The following is a 23,847-nucleotide window of genomic DNA, read 5'->3' on the forward strand; positions in this document are numbered from 1 at the left end:
CGAGTATAGTCTTCGGACGTTATTTTCCAATCATCTTAATCGTAATGGGGACCCTGTATGCAGGCTTTGATCTTAGAACAGCAGGACGGCAAAACGCTTGCCTCGGTGCAAGCCATTGAAGAGAGTCGACTGCCCGAAGGCGAAGTAACCGTCGATATCGACTGGTCCAGTTTAAATTACAAAGATGCACTGGCAATTACCGGTAAGGGTAAAATCATCCGAAATTTCCCGATGGTGCCAGGGATCGATTTTGCGGGCCGCGTGCATACCAGCGAAGATCCTCGCTTCCATGCGGGTCAGCAAGTACTGCTCACGGGCTGGGGGGTGGGAGAAAATCACTGGGGCGGGCTGGCCTCACAAGCCCGCGTGAAAGGTGACTGGCTGGTACCGCTGCCAAAAGGACTGGATGGTCGCAAAGCGATGATCATCGGTACCGCAGGGTTTACCGCCATGCTGTGCGTGATGGCGCTGGAAGATGCTGGTATTCGTCCAGAGTCCGGTGAGATTGTCGTGACCGGTGCCAGCGGTGGCGTGGGTAGCACGGCGGTGACGCTGCTGCACAAGTTGGGTTATCAGGTTGCTGCTGTGTCTGGCCGCGAAAGCACCCATGACTATCTGCGTCAACTCGGTGCCAACCGCATTCTGGGCCGCGAAGAGTTTGCCGAAACTCGCCCGCTGGAAAAACAGATCTGGGCGGGAGCAGTGGATACCGTCGGTGACAAAGTCCTGGCGAAAGTGCTGGCACAGATGAACTACGGCGGCTGCGTGGCGGCCTGTGGCCTGGCGGGCGGTTTTGCCCTGCCAACCACCGTGATGCCATTCATTCTGCGTAACGTTCGCCTGCAGGGTGTAGATTCCGTGATGACGCCGTCTACCCGTCGTGCAGAAGCCTGGGAACGTCTGGCGCGCGACCTCCCTGAATCATTCTATACCCAGAGCGCCACTGAGATTACGCTCAGCCAGGCATCTGAATATGCCAGTAAAATCATGGATAACCAGTTCCACGGTCGTGCGCTGGTAAAAATTGCCTAATCTTCAATTTTTCGTGACATATTCGCGCTAACGCTTCTCCTCCGTCATGCTTAGAAAAACGCATGACGGAGGATGCCATGAAAAACCGAAAACTGACGGAAGCCGACGTAACGTCAGAATCTGTCTTTATGTTACAGCGCCGCCAGATCCTGAAAATGCTTGGCATCAGCGCCACTGCGCTGACCCTTACTCCTGCGGCTCATGCCGATCTGCTCGACTGGTTTAAAGGCAACGATCGTCCGAAAGCCCCTTCCGGTGCCCCGCTCACCTTTACGAAACCGGCCGAATGGCAAAACAAACTGACGCTCACGCCGGAAGATAAAGTTACCGGCTATAACAACTTCTACGAATTTGGTCTGGATAAGGCCGATCCTGCCGCCAATGCAGGCAGCATGAAAACCGATCCGTGGACCCTGAAAATCGACGGCGAGGTAGCAAAGCCCCTCACGCTGGATCATCACGACCTCACCACACGTTTCCCGCTCGAAGAACGTATCTATCGCATGCGCTGCGTGGAGGCCTGGTCGATGGTGGTGCCCTGGGTCGGCTTCCCGCTGCACAAGCTGCTGGCGCTGGTTGAACCCACCAGCAATGCAAAATACGTCTCCTTCCAGACGCGCTACGCCCCGGACGAGATGCCAGGCCAGAAGGACCGATTCATCGGCGGCGGGCTTGAGTATCCTTATGTGGAGGGGTTACGCCTCGACGAAGCCATGCATCCGCTCACCCTGCTGACCGTTGGGGTTTACGGCAAAGCGCTTCCACCGCAAAACGGTGCGCCTGTTCGCCTGACCGTACCGTGGAAATACGGTTTTAAGGGGATTAAATCTATCGTCAGCATTAAGCTTACCCGCGAACGTCCGCCGACCACCTGGAACCTGGCGGCCCCCGGCGAGTACGGTTTTTTTGCTAACGTGAACCCCCATGTTGACCATCCGCGCTGGTCGCAGGCCACCGAGCGGTTTATCGGCTCTGGCGGCGCATTGGATGTGAAGCGTCAGCCTACGCTGCTGTTTAACGGCTACGCGGATGAAGTGGCGTCACTCTATCGCGGGCTGAATTTACGGGAGAACTTCTGAGTGCGTTTAACCGTTAAGCATATCACCTGGCTCAAAGTGTTATTGCACCTGGCCGGGCTGCTTCCTTTTATCTGGCTGTTCTGGGCGGTCAGTCACGGCGCATTCAGCGCCGATCCAGCGAAAGATATTCAACATTTTACCGGTAGGATGGCTCTGAAATTTTTACTGGCAACCTTGCTGATATCGCCGCTGGCACGCTACGCTAAACAGCCACTTTTGATACGCACCCGTCGGCTGCTGGGGTTATGGTGTTTTGCCTGGGCGACGCTGCACCTCACCAGCTACGCGCTTCTGGAGTTGGGCATTAATAATCTGGCACTGTTAGGCCGCGAGCTGGTTACGCGCCCGTATTTGACGCTGGGTATCGTCAGCTGGCTGGTGTTGCTGGCATTAGCGCTGACCTCCACGCAATATGCCCAGCGAAAACTGGGCAGGCGCTGGCAGCTCTTGCATAACTTCGTCTATCTTGTCGCGATCCTCGCGCCCATCCACTACCTGTGGTCAGTGAAGATTTTATCACCTCAGCCGGTCATCTATGCCCTGCTGGCACTGGCGCTTTTAGCGTGGCGTTACAAGAAGTTCCGCCAGTGGTTGCGATAGTTCGCGAAACTGTGCGTTTTCCCGCAGATTACTTATCGACCGTGAATCTTTTTCCGATAGCGGTTGATAATCTTCCCTGATAAGACCAGTATTTAGCTGCCAAATGCTACGAAATCGTTATAATGTGCGACTTTGGTTTTCCTGATGGAGTTTTCAGACTCTGATTAGGTGACAATCGCGCATCGAAGGTATATTTTGTTTTTTACCGGAAATTCGCAGGAGATAGCGGCACAATGGCGGATAAATTCCAGATCTTAGTTTTGAACGGACCGAACCTGAACATGCTCGGCACCCGTGAGCCAGAGAAGTACGGCACGCTAACATTGAGTGAAATTGTTAACCGTCTGATGACGGAAGCAGCTTCGCTGAATGTCGATTTGGACCATTTTCAGTCAAATGCGGAGTACGCAATCATCGACCGTATTCATCAGGCTAAAGACAATGTGGACTATATCCTGATCAATCCGGCCGCGTTTACGCACACCAGTGTAGCTATTCGCGACGCACTGCTCGCGGTGAGTATCCCGTTTATCGAGATCCACCTGAGTAACGTGCACGCCCGAGAGCCGTTCCGCCACCATTCCTATCTGTCAGATATCGCTGCTGGCGTGATCTGTGGTCTGGGTGCAGACGGTTATTCATACGCTTTACAGACAGCGGTAAAACGCTTGTCACAATCAAACTAAACAAGAGTACGGAACCCACTCATGGATATTCGTAAGATTAAAAAACTGATCGAGCTGGTTGAAGAATCAGGCATCTCCGAACTGGAAATTTCTGAAGGCGAAGAGTCTGTACGCATCAGCCGTGCAGCCCCAGCCGCTAGCTTCCCGGTAATGCAGCAAGCTTATGCTGCGCCAGTGCAGCAGCCTGCGCTTTCCGCAGCCGTTGCGCCAGCCGCAGAAGCCGCACCTGCAGCAGCTGCAGAAATCAGTGGTCACATCGTACGTTCCCCAATGGTTGGTACTTTCTACCGCACCCCGAGCCCGGACGCGAAGGCGTTCATCGAAGTGGGTCAGAAAGTCAACGTAGGCGATACCCTGTGCATCGTTGAAGCGATGAAAATGATGAACCAGATCGAAGCTGACAAGTCAGGTACTGTGAAAGCGATTCTGGTCGAAAGTGGTCAGCCGGTAGAATTTGACGAGCCGCTGGTCGTCATCGAGTAACGAGGCGAACATGCTGGATAAAATTGTTATCGCCAACCGTGGCGAGATTGCACTGCGTATTCTTCGTGCCTGTAAAGAACTGGGCATCAAGACCGTGGCCGTGCACTCAAGCGCGGATCGCGATTTAAAACACGTATTGCTGGCGGATGAGACGGTCTGTATTGGCCCGGCTCCGTCCGTAAAAAGCTATCTGAACATCCCGGCTATCATCAGCGCCGCTGAAATCACCGGCGCGGTGGCAATTCATCCGGGTTACGGCTTCCTCTCTGAGAACGCCAACTTTGCTGAGCAGGTTGAACGCTCTGGCTTTATCTTCATCGGCCCGAAAGCCGACACCATTCGCCTGATGGGTGACAAAGTGTCTGCAATCACCGCGATGAAAAAAGCCGGTGTTCCAACCGTACCCGGCTCTGACGGCCCTCTGACCGACGACATGGATGCTAACCGTGCTCATGCTAAACGCATTGGCTACCCGGTTATCATCAAGGCGTCCGGCGGTGGCGGCGGTCGCGGTATGCGCGTTGTGCGCAGCGATGCTGAACTGGCTCAGTCCATTTCCATGACCAAAGCAGAAGCGAAAGCCGCTTTCAGCAATGACATGGTGTACATGGAAAAATACCTGGAAAACCCACGCCACATCGAAATTCAGGTGCTGGCTGACGGTCAGGGTAACGCCATCTATCTGGCAGAACGTGACTGCTCCATGCAGCGTCGTCACCAGAAAGTGGTCGAAGAAGCGCCAGCACCGGGCATTACCCCGGAACTGCGTCGCTATATCGGCGAGCGTTGCTCCAAAGCGTGTGTCGATATCGGCTATCGCGGTGCAGGTACCTTTGAGTTCCTGTTCGAAAACGGCGAGTTCTATTTCATCGAAATGAACACCCGTATTCAGGTTGAACACCCTGTGACAGAAATGATCACCGGCGTTGACCTGATCAAAGAACAGCTGCGTATCGCTGCAGGCCAGCCGCTGTCCATCAAACAGGAAGAAGTTGTGGTGAAAGGCCATGCGGTGGAATGCCGTATCAACGCCGAAGACCCGAATACCTTCCTGCCAAGCCCGGGTAAAATCACGCGCTTCCACGCGCCGGGTGGCTTTGGTGTGCGTTGGGAGTCTCATATCTACGCCGGCTACACCGTACCGCCGTACTATGACTCAATGATCGGTAAGCTTATCTGCTACGGCGAAAACCGTGACGTGGCGATTGCCCGCATGAAGAACGCCCTGCAGGAGCTGATCATCGACGGTATCAAAACCAACGTCGATCTGCAGATGCGCATCATGAGCGACGAGCACTTCCAGAATGGTGGGACTAACATCCACTATCTGGAGAAAAAACTCGGTCTGCACGAGAAGTAAGACTGCAGCAACGCGAAAAGGCCGGATTATCCGGCCTTTTTTATTTCTGGGGCCTGGAAAGCCTCATCATGTACAATCCCCGCTTTCTTCATCCACAAGGGACAAAAAATGGACAAACGTTTTGTTCAGGCCCATAAAGAAGCGCGCTGGGCGCTGTGGCTGACCCTTCTCTATCTTGCCGCATGGTTAGTAACTGCTTACTTACCAGACTCCGCTATTGGCATCACCGGCCTGCCGCACTGGTTCGAAATGGCCTGCCTGCTGGTGCCTGTGGTGTTTATCCTGCTGTGCTGGGCAATGGTCAAATTCATCTACCGCGATATTCCGCTGGAGGACGATGATGCAGCTTGAAGTCATTCTGCCGCTTATCGCGTACTTGTTAGTGGTGTTTGGTTTATCCGTTTACGCCATGCGGAAACGCACGACAGGTAGCTTCCTGAACGAGTATTTCCTCGGTAGCCGCTCGATGGGCGGCGTGGTGCTGGCCATGACGCTGACCGCGACCTACATCAGCGCCAGTTCATTTATCGGTGGACCCGGTGCCGCCTATAAGTACGGGTTAGGCTGGGTGCTGCTGGCAATGATCCAGCTGCCTGCCGTCTGGCTTTCGCTCGGCATACTGGGCAAAAAATTTGCCATTCTGGCGCGCCGTTACAATGCCGTGACGCTCAACGATATGCTGTTTGCACGTTACCAGAGCCGTTTACTGGTGTGGCTGGCCAGCTTAAGCCTGCTGGTGGCCTTTATTGGCGCGATGACGGTACAGTTTATCGGTGGGGCGCGCCTGCTGGAAACGGCTGCCGGGATCCCCTACGAGACAGGCCTGATCATCTTCGGGGTCAGCATTGCGCTGTATACCGCGTTTGGTGGATTCCGCGCCAGCGTGCTGAACGACACGATGCAGGGCATGGTTATGCTTATCGGCACTATCGTCCTGCTGGTCGGCATCGTCCACGCCGCGGGCGGCCTGAGCCATGCGGTTGAAACGCTCGAGGCGATCGATCCAAAACTGGTTTCGCCGCAGGGCGCCGATGACATCCTTTCTCCAGCATTTATGACCTCGTTCTGGGTATTAGTGTGCTTTGGGGTTATCGGTCTGCCGCATACGGCCGTGCGCTGTATCTCTTATAAAGACAGCAAAGCCGTGCACCGGGGTATCATTATCGGCACTATCGTTGTCGCGATCCTGATGTTTGGTATGCACCTGGCGGGCGCATTAGGGCGCGCGGTGATCCCCGATCTCACCGTGCCGGATCTGGTGATCCCAACGCTGATGGTCAAAGTGCTTCCGCCGTTCGCTGCCGGGATTTTCCTTGCCGCACCGATGGCCGCCATCATGTCGACAATCAACGCTCAGCTGCTGCAAAGTTCCGCTACGATCATTAAAGATCTTTATCTGAACCTGCGCCCGGAGCAGGTCAAAAATGAGCGACGCCTGAAGCGCATGTCGGCCGTTATTACGCTGGTGTTAGGCGCATTGCTGCTGTTAGCCGCATGGCGCCCACCGGAGATGATCATCTGGCTGAATCTGCTGGCATTTGGTGGACTTGAAGCCGTCTTCCTGTGGCCGCTGGTGTTAGGGCTCTACTGGGAGCGCGCGAATGCTGCAGGCGCGCTGAGCGCCATGATTGTCGGCGGCGTGCTTTACGCCGTGCTCGCAACATTTAAAATTCAGTATCTGGGCTTCCATCCGATTGTGCCTTCGTTACTGCTAAGTTTACTGGCGTTTGTGGTGGGGAACCGTTTCGGTCAGCCCGTTCCACAACCCGCTATGATTTCTACTGATAAATAAAGAGTTTTGCCATGCCGTGGATCCAACTAAAACTGAACACAACCGGCGCGAATGCCGAAGAGCTGAGCGATGCGCTGATGGAGGCCGGTTCGGTCTCAATCACCTTCCAGGACACGCATGACACGCCGGTCTTTGAGCCGCTGCCGGGCGAAACCCGCCTGTGGGGTGATACCGACGTTATCGGCCTGTTCGATGCGGAAACCGATATGAAAGAGGTGGTTGCCCTTCTGGAAAACCATCCGCTGCTGGGCGCAGGCTTTGTGCATAAAATCGAACAGCTGGAAGACAAAGACTGGGAACGCGAGTGGATGGATAACTTCCACCCGATGCAGTTCGGCAAGCGTTTATGGATTTGCCCAAGCTGGCGCGACGTTCCGGACGCGAATGCGGTCAACGTGATGCTTGATCCGGGTCTGGCGTTTGGGACCGGCACCCATCCAACAACCTCACTCTGTTTGCAGTGGCTGGACGGACTGGATCTGGAAGGCAAGACAGTGATCGACTTCGGCTGCGGTTCCGGGATCCTTGCGATTGCTGCCCTGAAACTGGGCGCGGCAAAAGCCATCGGGATCGATATCGATCCGCAGGCGATTCAGGCCAGCCGCGATAATGCCGAACGTAACGGTGTTTCCGACCGTCTGGAGCTGTATCTGCCTGATGCTCAACCTGAGGCCATGAAAGCCGACGTGGTAGTGGCAAACATCCTGGCTGGCCCATTACGTGAACTGGCACCGTTAATCAGCGTGCTGCCCGTTGAGGGCGGTCTGCTGGGGCTTTCTGGTATTCTGGCAAGCCAGGCTGACAGCGTCTGTGAAGCCTATGCCGATCTCTTCGCGCTCGACCCGGTGGTTGAGAAAGAAGAGTGGTGCCGCATTACCGGTCGTAAAAAATAAGCCTTTGGCGTGGTCCTCTGACCACGCCTTTTTCCCTCTGATATTTCTCCCGCCTTTCACCTGTCTCCGCTAAAATAACCACACAAATCATGCGTTTTAATTTTGATTTGAATAATAAAATTCACAGGAAGAATGTAATGAAACACGTTTATGGCAAGGCAGCACTGCTGGCGCTGAGCATGGTCTCGGCTTCCGCTATCGCATCACACTGGAGCTATCAAGGAGAAGGCGCACCGGAGCACTGGGGCGAACTGGACGAGGCGTACAAGACCTGTAAAAACGGGATGAACCAGTCTCCCATTAACATCGATTCCACCGCGAAAGCACACCTCTCCCCCCTGGAAACACACTATATTGACGGCCCCGTTACGCTGACAAACAACGGACATACTATTCAGGCCGTTGAAAAGGCAGACACCCGCGACAGCATTACCCTCGATAACCAAACCTGGACCTTACAGCAGTTCCACTTCCACGCGCCGAGTGAAAACACGGTGCACGGTAAGGCGTTCGCAATGGAAATGCATCTGGTGCATAAGAACGAGAAGGGTGAGCTGGTGGTGGTTGCCGTGATGTTTAATCAAGGTACCGCTAACGCTGAGCTGGATAAACTCTGGGGCGTGATGCCGGGCCAGGTTGACCAGAACGTCAGCATCAAGCCAAACCTCGACATGAACCAGCTGCTGCCAAAAGATAAGACGTACTGGCGCTTTAGCGGGTCACTCACCACCCCACCGTGCTCCGAGGGCGTCACCTGGATTGTGCTCAAGCATCCGCTGACCGTCTCAGCAGAACAGTTGGATAAATTCACCCACACGATGCATCACGATAATAACCGTCCGGTACAGTCACTTCATGGCCGCGTCGTCGTTGAATAATGTGCATTTTTCGCGCTGAGATGATGTTCTAAAATGCGACGCAGATCGCAAAGAAGCGGGATAATCTGCTGTTAAAAACAGCAGATTATCCCGCTGAAGTGATTCATTTATTCAGAAATGATGAGAAGTTACGGGAAATTGTAAGCGCCCATAAAATAACCATTAATGCATAACACAATGATTTAAATAGTGAATAATTTTCCCCGAATAGTCTTAGCGGCGATTCCTTGATCTACAGCAGTGGATTGTTCAAAGTTTGGCCTTTCATCTCGTGCAAAAAATGCGTAATATACGCCGCCTTGCAGTCACAGTATGGTCATTTCTTAACTCATGCGCATCGGACACCACCAGCTCAGAAATCGCCTGATCGCAGCGCCAATGGCAGGTATTACCGACCGGCCGTTCAGGACGTTGTGCTACGAGATGGGAGCAGGATTAACCGTTTCCGAGATGATGTCGTCTAACCCACAAGTGTGGGAAAGCGATAAGTCCCGTTTGCGGATGGTGCATGTGGATGAGCCAGGTATTCGCACCGTGCAAATTGCCGGAAGCGTGCCTGAAGAGATGGCAGACGCCGCGCGTATCAACGTGGAAAGTGGTGCCCAAATTATTGATATCAATATGGGTTGCCCGGCCAAGAAAGTGAATCGCAAGCTTGCAGGTTCAGCCCTTCTGCAATACCCCGACCAGGTGAAGTCAATCCTGACGGCGGTTGTCAGCGCAGTGGACGTTCCTGTTACGTTAAAGATTCGCACGGGTTGGTCGCCGGAACACCGTAACTGTGTAGAGATTGCCCAACTGGCCGAAGACTGTGGCATTCAGGCCCTGACCATTCATGGACGCACTCGCGCCTGTTTGTTCAACGGTGAAGCTGAATACGACAGCATTCGGGCAGTTAAGCAGAAAGTTTCCATTCCGATTATCGCGAATGGTGACATTACTGACCCGCTTAAAGCCAGAGCTGTGCTCGACTATACGGGAGCTGATGCTCTGATGATAGGACGTGCCGCTCAGGGAAGACCCTGGATCTTTCGGGAAATCCAGCATTATCTGGACACTGGGGAGCTGCTTGCTCCGCTGCCTCTGGCAGAGGTTAAGCGCTTGCTTTGTTCGCATGTTCGGGAACTGCATGACCACTACGGTCAGGCAAAAGGGTACCGAATTGCGCGTAAACACGTCTCCTGGTATCTCCAGGAGCACGCTCCAAATGACCAGTTTCGGCGCACATTCAACGCCATAGAGGATGCCAGCGTACAGCTGGAGGCGTTGGAGGCATACTTCGAAAATCTTGCGTAATGAAATAAAGAGCTGACAGAACTATGTTCGAACAACGCGTAAATTCTGACGTACTGACCGTATCTACCGTTAACTCCCAGGACCAGGTAACTCAAAAGCCCCTGCGTGACTCGGTTAAACAGGCACTGAAGAACTATTTTGCTCAACTGAACGGTCAGGATGTTAATGACCTGTATGAGCTGGTACTGGCTGAAGTTGAACAGCCACTGTTGGACATGGTGATGCAATACACCCGCGGTAACCAGACCCGCGCTGCGCTGATGATGGGTATCAACCGTGGTACTCTGCGTAAGAAATTGAAAAAATACGGCATGAACTGATACTAATCAGTTAAATGCTTGTTTAAAAAGGCGCTCTTCGGCATGGGGAAGCGCCTTTTTTATTGCCCATAATGGCAACCGTCAACGCTTTGTAAACCTTCACCTCTCCCGCTTTTAAAGCGCGACTTTTCGTGTATATTTCCAGCACCTTACTGGTTCTTTCCTGCGGAATGGCACAATGATTCGTAAATACTGGTGGCTGGTTGTTTTTGCTGTCTCTGTTTTCATTTTCGATGCGCTGCTGATGCAGTGGATTGAACTGATGAGCACCGAAACCGATAAGTGCCGCAATATGAATTCCGTGAATCCTCTAAAACTGGTCAATTGCGCTGAGCTCGACTAGCCTGCGAACATCGCCAAAAACACGATAATCACACAGTAAAAACGGGGATTTAAATCCCTTTGAGTCATTACCTTACGGTGATAATGTCTCGCCCTTCCCAACCGCTCTTGCGTAACCTCACACTCGAGTAGAACCGTCCATGCTGGTCAGCCAATACAATCATATCCTGGTAGTCCTCTCCTTTGTTATTGCCATCCTTGCTGCGTATACCGCGCTGAACATGGCTGCACGCGTTGCCGGGAGCCAGGGCGTCGCTGCCCGCGTCTGGCTGGCTGGCGGCGGTATTGCAATGGGTATTGGCGTGTGGGCCATGCATTTTATCGGCATGCTGGCGATGGACCTCTCCATGAGCATGAGCTACAACGCCTCCCTGACGGTGTTATCCATGCTTATCGCCGTGGGTTCGTCGCTTTTTGCGCTATGGCTCGTGAGCTGCGAGCAATTACGCTTGCGCCGACTGTTGCCCGGCGCGCTGGTGATGGGAAGCGGTATTGTTGCCATGCATTACACCGGCATGGCGGCGCTGGAAGTGATGCCCGGGATTATCTGGGACAAGGTCTGGGTGGCCATTTCGGTCGCGATTGCGCTTGCCGCTTCACTCGCAGCATTATGGCTGACCTTCCGCCTGCGTCACGAAGCCGCGCAGGTCGTGCTGATGCGCATGGGGGCCGCCATCACGATGGGAATTGCGATTGCCGGGATGCACTATGCAGGCATGAAAGCGGCGCAGTTTCCGATGTCCACAATGGTTCACCATGAAGGTATCAACGGGAGCTGGCTGGCGGTGCTGGTCAGCGTCGTCGCACTCTCTATTCTCGGGATCACCCTGCTGGTGTCGATGCTGGATGCCCGCCTTCAGGCACGTACTGCCCTTCTGGCCTCGTCGCTTGCAGAAGCGAACCGGGAACTCGCGCAACTGGCGCTGCACGATACCCTGACGCGTTTGCCCAACCGTATCCTGCTGGAAGACAGACTCGATCAGGCTATCAGTAAAGCAGACCGCGAGGGTACGCACTTTGCGCTGATGTTCATGGATCTCGACGGGTTTAAAACCATCAATGACGCCTACGGACATGATGTCGGCGATAAACTCTTGGTCGCCGTGACGGAGCGGTTGTTGCTGCCACTGAAGGGCCAGTTCACTCTCGCCCGTATCGGTGGCGATGAATTTGTTCTGCTGGCGGAGAGTGAAGGCCCGGATGATGCGGCCTCGCTGGCCAATTCGCTGGTTCGCGCTATAGATAACCCGTTTAACCTGGAACCTTATGAACTGGTGGTGACCCTCAGCATTGGGATCGCGCTTTACCCGCATGACGGCCAAACCGATCGCGAGCTGATGTTCAATGCCGATGCGGCGATGTACCACACAAAACATATGGGCCGGAACGGGTATCATTTTTTCCAGCCCTCCATGAATACGCTGGCGCAGACCCATCTGCAGTTGATGAACGATCTGTGGCTGGCCATCGATCGCGATGAACTTCGTTTGCTCTATCAGCCTAAATTCCATGCACCTGCTGGCCCCCTCCTCGGTTTTGAAGCACTACTACGCTGGCAGCATCCGAAGCAGGGATTATTGGCGCCCGAACTCTTCCTGCCGCTGGCAGAAAAAACGGGTCTGATTATTCCCATCGGTAACTGGGTTATCAATGAAGCCTGTCGCCAGTTGCGTGAGTGGCACCTACAGGGGCACCGTAACTGGTCGATGGCAGTGAACCTGTCGACGCTGCAGTTTGAACAACCTTCACTGGTAAAAACGGTGCTCGACTGCCTGACCCGTCACGACGTCCCTCCGGAAATGCTGATCCTTGAAGTGACCGAAACCACAGCGATGAGCAACCCTGACGAAAGCGTGCGGGTACTGACAGAACTGACCAATGCCGGGGTGAAAGCCTCCATTGATGACTTCGGAACCGGGTATTCAAGCCTTCTATACCTTAAGCGCCTACCCGCCAGTGAACTGAAAATTGATCGTGCTTTTGTGCAGGAATTGAGTGGGGAAAGTGAAGATGCCACCATTGTCTCAGCCATCGTGGCGCTGGCAAAAACGCTCAATCTAAAAGTGGTGGCGGAGGGTGTGGAAACCGAAGCACAGCAAACGTTTCTGACAGAGCTGGGCTGTCACACGCTCCAGGGCTATCTGTTAGGTAAGCCGGTCAGTGCTCAAACCATTGAGGCACTTTGTGAACATGGGGAGATGTTGCCCGGCGCGGAAGTATAAACGTCATCCTGCGGCGACACGCGTATCACAGGGAGTGTCCCCAGGATGTTGTCGACCAGAGCGGGTGCCTGCTGATAAAGATTAAAACTGTCGCTATTCATTAACCAGTTTTTAATTATCCCGCTAAAAAAGCCATGGAGAACGATCAGCGTCAAATCAACATTAACCTGCGGTGAAATCACTTTCCGTGAAATGCAATTCTCCAGCGTCGCGCGCAGATAATCATTGTTAAAACCAATACGTTTACGAATTTCACACTCTGAAATCATATCATTTTTAAATTCACATTTATGATACAGGATTTGTAAAAGCGCACACTGCCGTGGTTCACGCGCGATATATTGCAACGCTGTGATAAATTGCTCACGGAGCATTAACAATGGGTCATCATTTTCGGTGAGCGATAGCCTGTCACGAATAATTTCACGCAGGGGGATCTGCTGCTCCCAAATGGCATTAAATATTTCGGCTTTACTGGAAAAATGCCAGTAGACTGCGCCGCGCGTAACCTTTGCGGCATCAGCGATGTCCGTAAGCGTCGTGTTGGCTACGCCACGGGTAGCAAACTCACCGATTGCCGCCTCGATCAGCAATTGCCGGGTTTTCTGGGCATCTTCTTTCTTTTTACGCGCCATAGACAGTTACTCGTTATTCACACGTTGAAGACTTAATTTTGGAGTCAGGTAACAAAGTATTCCCTAAAATCGGTTTTAATTTTGCACAAAAAAAGTCAATCCTCTTAATTTATAATTAAGATGAATGTATGAAGGTAATTAAATTCACCCCGGATATGAATAAGACCATTAAATCCCATTTACTTGATTATTCATGCGTAAGTATATCGTCTAATGGACCCGGTCTGATTCTGATTTTTGTCTTCCCCCCCTCTTCATTCGCACTTATAAATTAAAAAACATTAAATACCCTCATTATTATATGCAGCTACATTTTTGTATTTGTACCCTGCCCCTGTCACCGATTTACGGCAAATATCGGTTAATGGGTAGTTAAAGGAACAGTAATGACGAATCATTTCAGACTCTTACCCTTAGCCGGTTTTATTGTCTGCGCCGCACTGCTCACCGGATGCGATGGGCAGGAAAACCAGCAACAACATCCACAAGCCCCTCAGGTGAGTGTACACATTGTCAAAAGCGCTCCACTGGCAGTCACAACGGAACTTCCTGGCAGGACAGATGCGTATCGCGTTGCGGAGGTTCGTCCTCAGGTTAGCGGCATCATTCTGCGCCGTAACTTCACAGAAGGCAGTGATGTGAAGGCAGGCGACTCCCTTTATCAAATCGATCCTGCAACGTATCAGGCGGCCTATGACAGTGCGAAAGGCGAACTGGCGAAAGCGCAGGCGGCAGCGAATATTGCGCATCTGACGGTGAAACGCTATGTCCCGCTGGTCGGCACCCAGTATGTCAGCAAGCAGGAATACGATCAGGCAGTGGCGACGGCGCAACAGGCCGATGCCAGCGTCGTTGCCGCGAAGGCCGGTGTTGAAAGCGCCCGCATCAATCTTGCCTATACCAAAGTGACATCACCCATCAACGGACGTATCGGCAAATCCAGCGTCACTGAAGGGGCTCTCGTCACTAACGGGCAGGCTACCGCCCTGGCAACGGTACAGCAGCTTGATCCCATCTACGTCGATGTGACTCAGTCCAGCAATGATTTTATGCGCCTGAAACAGACCAGCCTGGAAAAAGGGGACGCCACCAGCACCGTTGAGCTATTGATGGAAAACGGTCAGCCATACCCGCAGAAGGGTACGCTGCAGTTCTCCGATGTGACGGTCGACGAAAGCACCGGTTCGATTACCCTGCGCGCGATCTTCCCAAATCCTCAGCATCAACTCTTACCCGGTATGTTTGTCCGCGCGCGCATTGATGAAGGCACACAGCCGAATGCCATTCTGGTTCCGCAGCAGGGCGTGACCCGCACACCGCGCGGTGACGCAACGGTGATGGTGGTTAACGATAAAAACCAGGTTGAATCGCGGACCGTCGTTGCACCTCAGGCGATTGGCGACCGCTGGCTGGTGACGGAAGGGCTGAAAAATGGCGACCGCGTGATTGTCAGCGGCCTGCAAAAAGTCCGTCCTGGCGTCACCGTCGTGGCGACACCTGACACCGCTGCAACGCCTGCCAGTTAAGGACAACGACATGGCTAATTTCTTTATTCAAAGGCCGGTTTTCGCCTGGGTACTCGCTATTATTTTGATGATTGCGGGCGGGCTGGCTATTCTGAAACTGCCCGTTGCGCAGTATCCGACCATCGCCCCTCCTGCTGTTGCCATCACAGCAACCTACCCTGGCGCTGACGCCCAGACGGTGCAGGATACCGTGACGCAGGTTATCGAGCAGAACATGAACGGCATCGATAATCTGATGTATATGTCGTCCACCAGCGATTCTGCGGGTAACGTCACCATCACTCTGACCTTCGAGTCGGGTACAGATCCGGACATCGCGCAGGTTCAGGTTCAAAACAAACTTCAGCTCGCCATGCCGCTGCTGCCACAAGAAGTACAGCAGCAAGGGATTGGCGTTGAAAAATCCAGCAGTAGCTTCCTGCTGGTTGCGGGCTTTGTATCGGACAATAAAAACCTGACACAGGATGATATCTCTGACTACGTCGCGTCGAATGTGAAAGATGCGATTAGTCGCACAACGGGTGTTGGTGATGTGCAGCTGTTCGGTGCGCAATATGCGATGCGTATCTGGCTTGACAGCAATGCGATGAATAAATACCAGCTGACGCCTTTGGATATTATCAATCAGCTGAAAACGCAGAATGACCAGATTGCGGCCGGTCAGCTAGGTGGAACGCCATCTGTTCCGGGCCAGCAATTGAACGCCTCTATCATCGCGCAAACCCGCCTAAAATCGCCGGAAGAGTTTGGCCGCGTGACGCTGAAGGTAAACCAAGACGGCTCCATGGTGCACCTGAAGGATGTGGCTCGCATTGAGCTGGGCGGCGAAAACTACAACATGGTCACCAAGATCAACGGGCAGGCGGCTACGGGTCTCGGGATCAAGCTGGCAACCGGGGCAAACGCGCTGGATACGGCGGCAGCAATTAAGAGTAAGCTGGCGCAGCTGCAGCAATTCTTCCCGCAAGGATTGAAGGTTGTCTATCCCTATGACACCACGCCGTTCGTGAAAATCTCCATCCACGAAGTGGTGAAAACCCTGTTCGAGGCGATCATTCTCGTCTTCCTGGTCATGTACCTGTTCCTGCAAAACCTGCGTGCGACGCTCATCCCGACTATCGCGGTGCCGGTCGTTCTGCTGGGTACCTTCGCGGTTCTGGCGGCGTTTGGTTTCTCCATCAATACCCTGACGATGTTTGGGATGGTGCTGGCGATAGGCCTGTTGGTCGATGATGCTATCGTGGTCGTTGAGAACGTTGAACGTGTCATGGTCGAGGACAAGCTGCCACCGAAAGAGGCCACGCAGAAGTCGATGGAGCAGATCCAGGGCGCACTGGTGGGGATCGCCATGGTGCTCTCGGCGGTCTTTATTCCGATGGCCTTTTTTGGCGGCTCGACGGGGGCAATCTATCGCCAGTTCTCGCTGACTATCGTTTCCGCTATGGCCTTGTCCGTACTGGTTGCGCTAATCCTGACGCCCGCCCTTTGTGCAACGTTGCTTAAGCCCGTATCCGGCGACCATCATGAGAAAAAAGGTGGTTTCTTCGGCTGGTTTAATGCGCTCTTTGATAAAAGCGTGGAGCACTACAGCAACAGCGTGAGTGGTATTTTGCGTAAGACAGGGCGCTATCTGGTGGTGTACGTCATTATTGTCGGTGGGATGGCGGTGCTTTTCCTGCGCTTACCTACCTCCTTCCTGCCCGAAGAGGATCAGGGGGTATTTATGACGATGGTTCAACTCCCGGCAGGTGCAACCCAGACGCGTACGCAGCAGGTCCTCGACCAGGTTCAGGATTACTACCTGACCAAAGAGAAAGCGAATGTTGAGTCCGTCTTTACCGTTAATGGTTTTAGCTTTAGCGGCCAGGGGCAAAACTCCGGTATCGCCTTCGTCAGCCTGAAACCCTGGGAAGAACGCCCGGGTGAGAAGAATAGCGTTGAAGCCATTGTAGGTCGCGCGACGAAAGCGTTCAGCCAGATCAAAGATGGCCTCGTGTTTCCCTTTAACCTGCCCGCAATTATCGAGTTAGGGACTGCAACAGGGTTCGATTTCGAACTGATCGATCAGGCCAACCTGGGACATACGCAGTTAACTCAGGCGCGTAACAAACTGCTCGGCATGGTAAAGGAGCACCCCGACCTGCTGGTTCGAGTGCGTCCTAACGGTCTGGAAGATACCCCTCAGTTCAAACTGGATGTCGATCAGGAGAAAGCACAGGCACTGGGTATCAGCCTCTCTGATGTCAACCAGACAATCTCGACGGCATTAGGGGGCACTTACGTAAATGACTTTATCGATCATGGCCGCGTGAAAAAAGTGTACGTCCAGGCCGATGCCCGCTTCCGCATGTTGCCGGGAGACATCAACAACCTTTACGTGCGTAGCGCAAATGGTGAAATGGTACCGTTCTCGGCCTTTAGCAACGCCCACTGGGTGTATGGTTCTCCTCGCCTTGAACGCTACAACGGCATGCCATCAATGGAGATCCTCGGTGAATCCGCACCAGGCAAAAGTACCGGTGAAGCAATGGTCATGATGGAAAGCCTCGCCTCAAAACTGCCTTCTGGAATCGGCTACGACTGGACAGGTATGTCATATCAGGAACGACTTTCAGGCAACCAGGCACCAGCGTTGTATGCTATCTCACTGATAGTGGTGTTCTTATGCCTGGCTGCGCTGTATGAGAGTTGGTCTATTCCATTCTCCGTCATGCTGGTTGTGCCATTGGGGGTGATAGGCGCGCTTCTCGCAGCATCATTGCGAGGACTGAACAATGACGTCTATTTCCAGGTCGGCCTTCTGACAACAATTGGATTATCGGCCAAAAATGCCATCCTGATTGTAGAGTTTGCCAAAGATCTGATGGAGAAGGAGGGCAAAGGGATAATTGAAGCGACGCTGGAAGCGTCCCGGATGCGCCTTCGTCCTATCCTGATGACTTCGCTGGCCTTTATTCTGGGTGTCATGCCGTTGGTAATAAGCACCGGTGCCGGGAGCGGCGCGCAAAACGCCGTCGGTACGGGCGTTATGGGGGGAATGCTATCCGCAACGCTTTTGGCTATCTTCTTCGTACCCGTATTCTTCGTGGTTGTCCGTCGGCGATTCACAAGCCATAAAGAATAACCCATCCCTAAAAGGCACCTCTGGTGCCTTTTTATTTAAGGTAAACAACAGTTTTAAATTTCTTCAGCTTCATATTTTCTCCATTAATTCTTTTTGTCGCTCATTTTTCTCCATGATTTTTACAATTCACATAATTTGAGATTATTCCCCCTGCAACGCGAACTTCTACCGGTGGTAAAATAGCCTCTAATTCGTTAATTGCCGTTTTGGCTTTATGGCGAATGTGAGAAAACACTGAGGTAACATCATGAAAAGATTCATTTCCGTTGCACTTCTCGCTGCGCTGCTTGCTGGTTGCGCGCACGATTCTCCATGTGTACCGGTATACGACGATCAAGGCCGACTGGTTCATACCAACACCTGCATGAAAGGCACCACCCAGGATAACTGGGAAACAGCCGGTGCTATCGCTGGCGGTGCTGCCGCAATAGCGGGTCTGACGCTGGGTATCGTGGCTCTGACCAAATAACCACTGGGGCATGACTCATTCCTGAAAGCGCGGCTCTGTCCGCGCTTTTGCTTTTAAATAGTGCACTAATTTCATATAAGTAAAAAAAGAGCCCTCTTTTATTCACGCTTGGTATTTTTTATAAGATTTACGTCACATCTTTATTGCTTATCTTGACGAATTACCAATTCCATCGTGATGATATTCACATATTAAATCCATTTAATACCCTGCCAATATTCACGGCAGAAACTACCTCTGGCTTTAACCTTATCCTTCAACCAACTTTTGCTCTAATTTGTGGCGCAGGTTGGAATTTCGCACCGTTTCGGGGCATTCGATTTATTTAAGCCTGTCTACACTCAGCATTATGCGTTCACTTGTCTTTATTTAATCGAGCGCAAAACCTGGCATTACGTTTGCTTTATAAACGTTGGCCAAAGCCACAGACAGGTAAAAGCGTTTTAAAACGCCTCTATAACGATAAATTTCGCCACACAGGATCCATTATGAAAAAGACGATGATAGCCAGCCTGGCCGCCGCGAGCGTGTTGTTTGCTGTAGCCGGACAGGCGCAGGCGGGCACGACGCTGGATGCCGTTAAAAAGAAAGGTTTTGTACAATGTGGTATCAGTGACGGTTTGCCAGGCTTTTCCTATGCCGACGCGAACGGCAAGTTTACCGGTATTGACGTTGATGTCTGCCGTGGCGTTGCCGCAGCGGTTTTCGGTGATGACAGCAAAGTAAAATATACTCCACTGACGGCGAAGGAACGTTTCACTGCGCTACAGTCTGGCGAAGTTGATATGCTCTCCCGCAATACGACCTGGACCTCCTCGCGCGACGCGGGAATGGGAATGTCATTTACCGGCGTCACCTATTACGACGGCATCGGCTTCCTTACTCACAATAAAGCCGGTCTGAAAAGCGCTAAAGAGCTGGATGGTGCGACTGTGTGCATCCAGGCGGGTACTGACACAGAGCTTAACGTCGCGGACTACTTCAAATCCAATAAAATGAAGTACACCCCAGTCACCTTTGATCGCTCCGATGAGTCGGCTAAGGCGCTGGAGTCAGGCCGTTGCGATACCCTGGCGTCTGACCAGTCACAGCTCTACGCATTACGCATCAAATTGAGCAACCCTGCCGAGTGGATTGTCCTGCCTGAAGTGATCTCCAAAGAGCCTCTTGGCCCCGTCGTTCGCCGCGGCGATGAGGACTGGTTCTCCATTGTTCGCTGGACATTGTTTGCCATGCTGAATGCCGAAGAGATGGGCATCAGCTCGAAAAACGTCGATGAGAAAACCGCTAATCCGTCCACGCCGGATATGGCACATCTTCTGGGCAAAGAGGGTGATTTCGGCAAGGACCTGAAGCTGGATAACAAGTGGGCTTATAACATCATTAAACAGGTCGGTAACTATGCCGAGATCTTTGAGCGCAACGTGGGTTCGGAAAGCCCGCTGAAGATCAAACGCGGCCAGAACAATCTCTGGAATAACGGCGGTATTCAGTACGCGCCGCCTGTACGTTAAGTCTTTGCTGTAACGGGCACTGCAAGCGCAGTGCCCAGTCCAGAGTCATGGTTACCGAGGTTTTTTATGTCCCATCGCCGCTTAGCCGTAAAAGGATCGCTGTCCTTTTCTCATCCCGCGGTCCGCGCCTGGCTTTTCCAGATTATTGCTGTTGTCGTGGTTGTGGTTATCGCCATTTATTTAATCCACAACACCGTTACCAACCTGAATAACCGAGGCATCACCTCGGGTTTTGCCTTTCTGGATCGCAGCGCGGGTTTTGGCATTGTTCAGCATCTTGTTGATTATCAGGAAGGCGATACGTATGGACGCGTATTCATCGTAGGTTTGCTGAATACGCTGCTGGTGTCAGCGCTCTGTGTTGTGTTCGCTTCCGTACTCGGCTTTTTCCTTGGTCTGGCCCGACTTTCTGAAAACTGGCTGCTGCGGAAACTGTCGACCATTTATATCGAAACCTTTCGTAATATCCCGCCATTGCTGCAGATTTTCTTCTGGTATTTCGCTGTCCTGCGTAACCTTCCGGGTCCTCGCCAGGCCGTGGATGCTTTCGATCTTCTTTTTCTGAGCAACCGCGGGTTATACATACCCTCTCCGCAGGTCGCTGAAGGGCTTTATGCCTTCATCATCGCAATAATTATTGCACTCGCGATTTCTGTCGGCGTGTTCCGCTATAACCGTAAGCATCAGATCAAAACCGGACAGTTGCGTAAAACATGGCCGGTTGGCGCTGCACTGATTATTGGCCTGCCGTCAGTCGCCCACTGGCTTTTTGGCGCAGCCTTGCACTGGGATATTCCGCATCTGCGTGGTTTTAACTTCCAGGGCGGCATGGTGTTAATTCCTGAACTGGCCGCGCTGACGCTGGCGCTCTCGATTTATACCTCCGCATTTATTGCGGAGATCATCCGCTCCGGGATCCAGGCTGTTCCTTACGGGCAGCACGAGGCGGCGCGCTCACTGGGCTTGCCAAATACCGTGACGCTTCGCCAGGTCATTATTCCGCAGGCTTTACGGGTCATCATCCCGCCACTGACCAGCCAGTACCTCAATATTGTCAAAAACTCATCACTGGCCGCAGCCATCGGCTACCCCGATATGGTGTCACTGTTCGCTGGGACCGTGCTTAACCAGACCGGGCAAGCGATTGAAACTATTGCCATTACCATGTCTGTTTATCTGATCATCAGTCTGATGATTTCATTGTTGATGAACCTTTATAACCGCCGTATAGCACTGGTTGAGCGCTAAGGATCCATGATGACAAAAGCGATATTGTCGCACTCCTCGCGTCCTGCCAGCACAACAGGTGGGCGCTTCATTATCTGGGCACGTAAGAACCTGTTCTCCAGCTGGAGTAACAGCCTGCTGACGATTGTGTGCCTGTGGTTAATCTGGGAACTGATCCCGCCGCTGCTTAACTGGGCTTTCCTGCAGGCGAACTGGGTGGGCTCCACACGCGCGGATTGTACGAAAGCGGGTGCATGCTGGGTCTTTATCCACGAACGTTTTGGTCAGTTCATGTATGGATTGTACCCACATGAACAGCGCTGGCGGATTAATCTGGCGCTGGTTATCGGTCTGCTCTCCATCGCCGTAATGTTCTGGAAAAAGCTTCCTCACCGTGGCCGATACATTGCGAGCTGGGCTGTTGTTTATCCGATTATTGTTTGGGTATTGTTGTATGGCGGTTTTCTGGGGCTCGAGCGTGTTGAAACCCGTCAGTGGGGCGGACTGACGCTGACGCTCATTATTGCTTCTGTGGGGATCGCTGGCGCTCTGCCGTGGGGGATTTTACTGGCTCTGGGACGGCGTTCAAAAATGCCGGTCGTACGCGTCCTCTCCGTTATTTTCATAGAGTTCTGGCGTGGCGTACCGCTTATCACCGTTCTGTTTATGTCGTCGGTCATGCTGCCGCTGTTTATGGCAGAAGGCACAACGATAGACAAACTGATCCGCGCCCTGGTCGGGGTGATTCTGTTTCAGTCAGCCTACGTTGCTGAGGTTGTGCGTGGTGGTCTGCAGGCATTGCCTAAAGGCCAGTACGAAGCCGCTGAATCTTTGGCACTCGGTTACTGGAAAACGCAGGGTCTGGTCATTCTCCCGCAAGCACTCAAGCTGGTCATTCCGGGTCTGGTCAACACGATCATTGCCCTCTTCAAAGATACCAGTCTGGTGATCATCATCGGATTGTTCGATCTCTTTAGCAGCGTGCAGCAGGCTACCGTTGACCCTGTCTGGCTGGGTATGTCCACCGAGGGATATGTCTTCGCTGCCCTGATCTACTGGATCTTCTGTTTTAGCATGTCGCGCTATAGCCAGCATCTGGAAAAGCGCTTTAACACCGGGCGTACACCGCACTGAGGAAATTATGAGCCAGATTACTATGACACCTGCCGACGCGATGATTACGCTGGAAAACGTCAATAAATGGTACGGACAATTTCATGTCCTGAAGGATATCAATCTCAAGGTGAAGCAGGGCGAACGTATCGTACTTTGTGGTCCTTCCGGTTCAGGCAAATCCACAACTATTCGCTGTATTAACCATCTTGAAGAACATCAGCAGGGGCGTATTGTGGTTGATGGTATCGAGTTGAATGAAGATATTCGCAATATCGACCGTGTACGACAGGAAGTGGGGATGGTGTTCCAGCACTTCAATCTGTTCCCGCATCTGACCGTTCTGCAAAACTGCACGCTGGCCCCCATTTGGGTTCAAAAGATGCCGAAAAAAGAGGCCGAAGCGTTGGCAATGCATTATCTGGAGCGTGTGCGTATTGCTGAACATGCCAATAAATTCCCTGGGCAGATATCCGGCGGTCAGCAGCAGCGTGTGGCCATCGCCCGTTCCCTATGCATGAAACCTAAGATAATGTTGTTTGATGAGCCGACATCAGCGCTGGATCCAGAAATGGTGAAAGAGGTGCTGGATACCATGATTGGGCTGGCGCAATCCGGGATGACGATGCTGTGCGTGACGCATGAGATGGGGTTTGCCAGAACTGTCGCTGACAGGGTGATCTTTATGGATCGTGGAGAGATTGTCGAACAGGCACCACCGGATGAGTTCTTTGCGCATCCGAAGTCAGAACGCACGCGGGCATTTTTATCGCAGGTGATTCATTAATCCTTTGTTATGCCGGGTGGCGGCTTCGCCTTACCCGGCCTACAGTTTGTGTAGCGTAGAAACGCAAAAAGGCCATCCTTTCGGATGGCCTTCTCACTTATTTGATGTCTGGCAGTTCCCTACTCTCACATGGGGAGACCCCACACTACCATCGGCGCTACGGCGTTTCACTTCTGAGTTCGGCATGGGGTCAGGTGGGACCACCGCGCTAAAGCCGCCAGACAAATTCTTTTACTTCTTGCCGAACTTTAACCCAAGTATAAAGTGGTGCTGATACCCAGAGTCGAACTGGGGACCTCACCCTTACCAAGGGTGCGCTCTACCAACTGAGCCATATCAGCACGCTAAATTTGATGCCTGGCAGTTCCCTACTCTCACATGGGGAGACCCCACACTACCATCGGCGCTACGGCGTTTCACTTCTGAGTTCGGCATGGGGTCAGGTGGGACCACCGCGCTAAAGCCGCCA

At 52.8% G+C, this 23,847-nt stretch carries 22 protein-coding genes, 1 tRNA gene and 2 rRNA genes; 21 read left to right on the forward strand and 4 right to left on the reverse strand.

Features of this window, described 5'->3' with window-relative positions; genetic code table 11:
* Positions 1 to 57 precede the first annotated feature (57 nt).
* The 14 genes from acuI (at position 58) to AC2T6E_RS14720 (ending at position 12,983) form a co-directional block, all read left to right on the forward strand.
* Positions 58 to 1,032, forward strand: a complete 975-nt coding sequence (gene acuI / locus AC2T6E_RS14655) for an acrylyl-CoA reductase (NADPH) (RefSeq protein WP_253178443.1) — start codon at positions 58 to 60, stop codon at positions 1,030 to 1,032.
* Positions 1,033 to 1,109: 77 nt separating this feature from the next.
* Positions 1,110 to 2,111 (forward strand): protein-methionine-sulfoxide reductase catalytic subunit MsrP, encoded by a 1,002-nt coding sequence (gene msrP, locus AC2T6E_RS14660; protein ID WP_109492450.1) that lies wholly within the window; start codon positions 1,110 to 1,112, stop codon positions 2,109 to 2,111.
* Complete coding sequence (gene msrQ, locus AC2T6E_RS14665; protein WP_126545360.1) at positions 2,112 to 2,711, forward strand: protein-methionine-sulfoxide reductase heme-binding subunit MsrQ; 600 nt, start codon at positions 2,112 to 2,114, stop codon at positions 2,709 to 2,711.
* Between the two features lie 233 nt (positions 2,712 to 2,944).
* Positions 2,945 to 3,397: a type II 3-dehydroquinate dehydratase gene (gene aroQ / locus AC2T6E_RS14670; protein ID WP_108416103.1), complete on the forward strand. Its 453-nt coding sequence runs from the start codon at positions 2,945 to 2,947 to the stop codon at positions 3,395 to 3,397.
* 21 nt (positions 3,398 to 3,418) lie between these two features.
* Positions 3,419 to 3,880: an acetyl-CoA carboxylase biotin carboxyl carrier protein gene (accB, locus tag AC2T6E_RS14675; RefSeq protein ID WP_010436174.1), complete on the forward strand. Its 462-nt coding sequence runs from the start codon at positions 3,419 to 3,421 to the stop codon at positions 3,878 to 3,880.
* Between the two features lie 10 nt (positions 3,881 to 3,890).
* Entirely contained in the window at positions 3,891 to 5,240 is a 1,350-nt protein-coding gene (gene accC, locus AC2T6E_RS14680) for an acetyl-CoA carboxylase biotin carboxylase subunit (RefSeq protein WP_010436177.1), read from the forward strand.
* Positions 5,241 to 5,348: 108 nt separating this feature from the next.
* Positions 5,349 to 5,591, forward strand: coding sequence for a YhdT family protein (locus tag AC2T6E_RS14685; RefSeq protein WP_108416102.1), 243 nt, complete (start codon positions 5,349 to 5,351; stop codon positions 5,589 to 5,591).
* The gene (gene panF, locus AC2T6E_RS14690) at positions 5,581 to 7,032 is read left to right on the forward strand and encodes a sodium/pantothenate symporter (protein ID WP_108416101.1); all 1,452 of its coding nucleotides are present in this window, start codon (positions 5,581 to 5,583) and stop codon (positions 7,030 to 7,032) included. Before AC2T6E_RS14685 ends, panF begins: the two co-directional genes overlap by 11 nt.
* 11 nt (positions 7,033 to 7,043) lie before the next feature.
* Positions 7,044 to 7,925 carry a 50S ribosomal protein L11 methyltransferase gene (gene prmA / locus AC2T6E_RS14695; RefSeq protein WP_089598437.1) on the forward strand — a complete coding sequence of 294 codons (882 nt, stop codon included), beginning with the start codon at positions 7,044 to 7,046 and terminating at the stop codon, positions 7,923 to 7,925.
* 137 nt (positions 7,926 to 8,062) lie between these two features.
* Positions 8,063 to 8,803 carry a carbonic anhydrase gene (locus AC2T6E_RS14700; RefSeq protein WP_108416099.1) on the forward strand — a complete coding sequence of 247 codons (741 nt, stop codon included), beginning with the start codon at positions 8,063 to 8,065 and terminating at the stop codon, positions 8,801 to 8,803.
* A gap of 330 nt (positions 8,804 to 9,133) precedes the next feature.
* Complete coding sequence (dusB, locus tag AC2T6E_RS14705; RefSeq protein WP_010436190.1) at positions 9,134 to 10,099, forward strand: tRNA dihydrouridine synthase DusB; 966 nt, start codon at positions 9,134 to 9,136, stop codon at positions 10,097 to 10,099.
* A gap of 23 nt (positions 10,100 to 10,122) precedes the next feature.
* Complete coding sequence (fis, locus tag AC2T6E_RS14710; RefSeq protein WP_000462905.1) at positions 10,123 to 10,419, forward strand: DNA-binding transcriptional regulator Fis; 297 nt, start codon at positions 10,123 to 10,125, stop codon at positions 10,417 to 10,419.
* A 178-nt stretch (positions 10,420 to 10,597) separates the two neighbouring features.
* Positions 10,598 to 10,762, forward strand: a complete 165-nt coding sequence (locus tag AC2T6E_RS14715) for a DUF2556 family protein (protein WP_108416098.1) — start codon at positions 10,598 to 10,600, stop codon at positions 10,760 to 10,762.
* Between the two features lie 139 nt (positions 10,763 to 10,901).
* Positions 10,902 to 12,983: a putative bifunctional diguanylate cyclase/phosphodiesterase gene (locus tag AC2T6E_RS14720; protein ID WP_486692307.1), complete on the forward strand. Its 2,082-nt coding sequence runs from the start codon at positions 10,902 to 10,904 to the stop codon at positions 12,981 to 12,983.
* Here AC2T6E_RS14720 and envR read toward each other — a convergent pair.
* On the reverse strand, positions 12,926 to 13,618 hold the full coding sequence (envR, locus tag AC2T6E_RS14725) for an acrEF/envCD operon transcriptional regulator (protein ID WP_214594701.1): 693 nt from the start codon (positions 13,616 to 13,618) through the stop codon (positions 12,926 to 12,928). The genes AC2T6E_RS14720 and envR overlap by 58 nt on opposite strands.
* Before the next feature lie 386 nt (positions 13,619 to 14,004).
* On the opposite strand from envR, the gene AC2T6E_RS14730 reads away from it, so the two are divergent.
* The 7 genes from AC2T6E_RS14730 (at position 14,005) to AC2T6E_RS14760 (ending at position 23,378) form a co-directional block, all read left to right on the forward strand.
* A complete protein-coding gene (locus AC2T6E_RS14730) occupies positions 14,005 to 15,144 on the forward strand; it encodes an efflux RND transporter periplasmic adaptor subunit (RefSeq protein WP_108416095.1) in 1,140 nt (379 codons plus the stop codon).
* A 10-nt stretch (positions 15,145 to 15,154) separates the two neighbouring features.
* Positions 15,155 to 18,268: an efflux RND transporter permease subunit gene (locus AC2T6E_RS14735; RefSeq protein ID WP_214594702.1), complete on the forward strand. Its 3,114-nt coding sequence runs from the start codon at positions 15,155 to 15,157 to the stop codon at positions 18,266 to 18,268.
* Between the two features lie 247 nt (positions 18,269 to 18,515).
* The gene (locus tag AC2T6E_RS14740; protein WP_006178893.1) at positions 18,516 to 18,737 is read left to right on the forward strand and encodes a lipoprotein; all 222 of its coding nucleotides are present in this window, start codon (positions 18,516 to 18,518) and stop codon (positions 18,735 to 18,737) included.
* A gap of 488 nt (positions 18,738 to 19,225) precedes the next feature.
* Positions 19,226 to 20,251 (forward strand): amino acid ABC transporter substrate-binding protein, encoded by a 1,026-nt coding sequence (locus tag AC2T6E_RS14745; protein WP_010436204.1) that lies wholly within the window; start codon positions 19,226 to 19,228, stop codon positions 20,249 to 20,251.
* 66 nt (positions 20,252 to 20,317) lie between these two features.
* Entirely contained in the window at positions 20,318 to 21,499 is a 1,182-nt protein-coding gene (locus tag AC2T6E_RS14750; protein WP_460212709.1) for an amino acid ABC transporter permease, read from the forward strand.
* A gap of 9 nt (positions 21,500 to 21,508) precedes the next feature.
* On the forward strand, positions 21,509 to 22,612 hold the full coding sequence (locus AC2T6E_RS14755) for an amino acid ABC transporter permease (protein ID WP_010436209.1): 1,104 nt from the start codon (positions 21,509 to 21,511) through the stop codon (positions 22,610 to 22,612).
* A gap of 7 nt (positions 22,613 to 22,619) precedes the next feature.
* Entirely contained in the window at positions 22,620 to 23,378 is a 759-nt protein-coding gene (locus tag AC2T6E_RS14760) for an amino acid ABC transporter ATP-binding protein (RefSeq protein ID WP_010436211.1), read from the forward strand.
* A 106-nt stretch (positions 23,379 to 23,484) separates the two neighbouring features.
* On the opposite strand, the gene rrf (AC2T6E_RS14765) is transcribed toward AC2T6E_RS14760, so the two are convergent.
* The 3 genes from rrf (AC2T6E_RS14765) to rrf (AC2T6E_RS14775) all read right to left on the reverse strand — a co-directional run.
* Positions 23,485 to 23,600, reverse strand: a 5S ribosomal RNA gene (gene rrf / locus AC2T6E_RS14765).
* 43 nt (positions 23,601 to 23,643) lie between these two features.
* Positions 23,644 to 23,719: transfer RNA gene (locus tag AC2T6E_RS14770), tRNA-Thr, on the reverse strand.
* A 14-nt stretch (positions 23,720 to 23,733) separates the two neighbouring features.
* Positions 23,734 to 23,847 (reverse strand): 5S ribosomal RNA (gene rrf, locus AC2T6E_RS14775); the annotation flags it as partial.

The sequence above is a fragment of the Enterobacter sp. B79-1 genome (assembly GCF_057444735.1).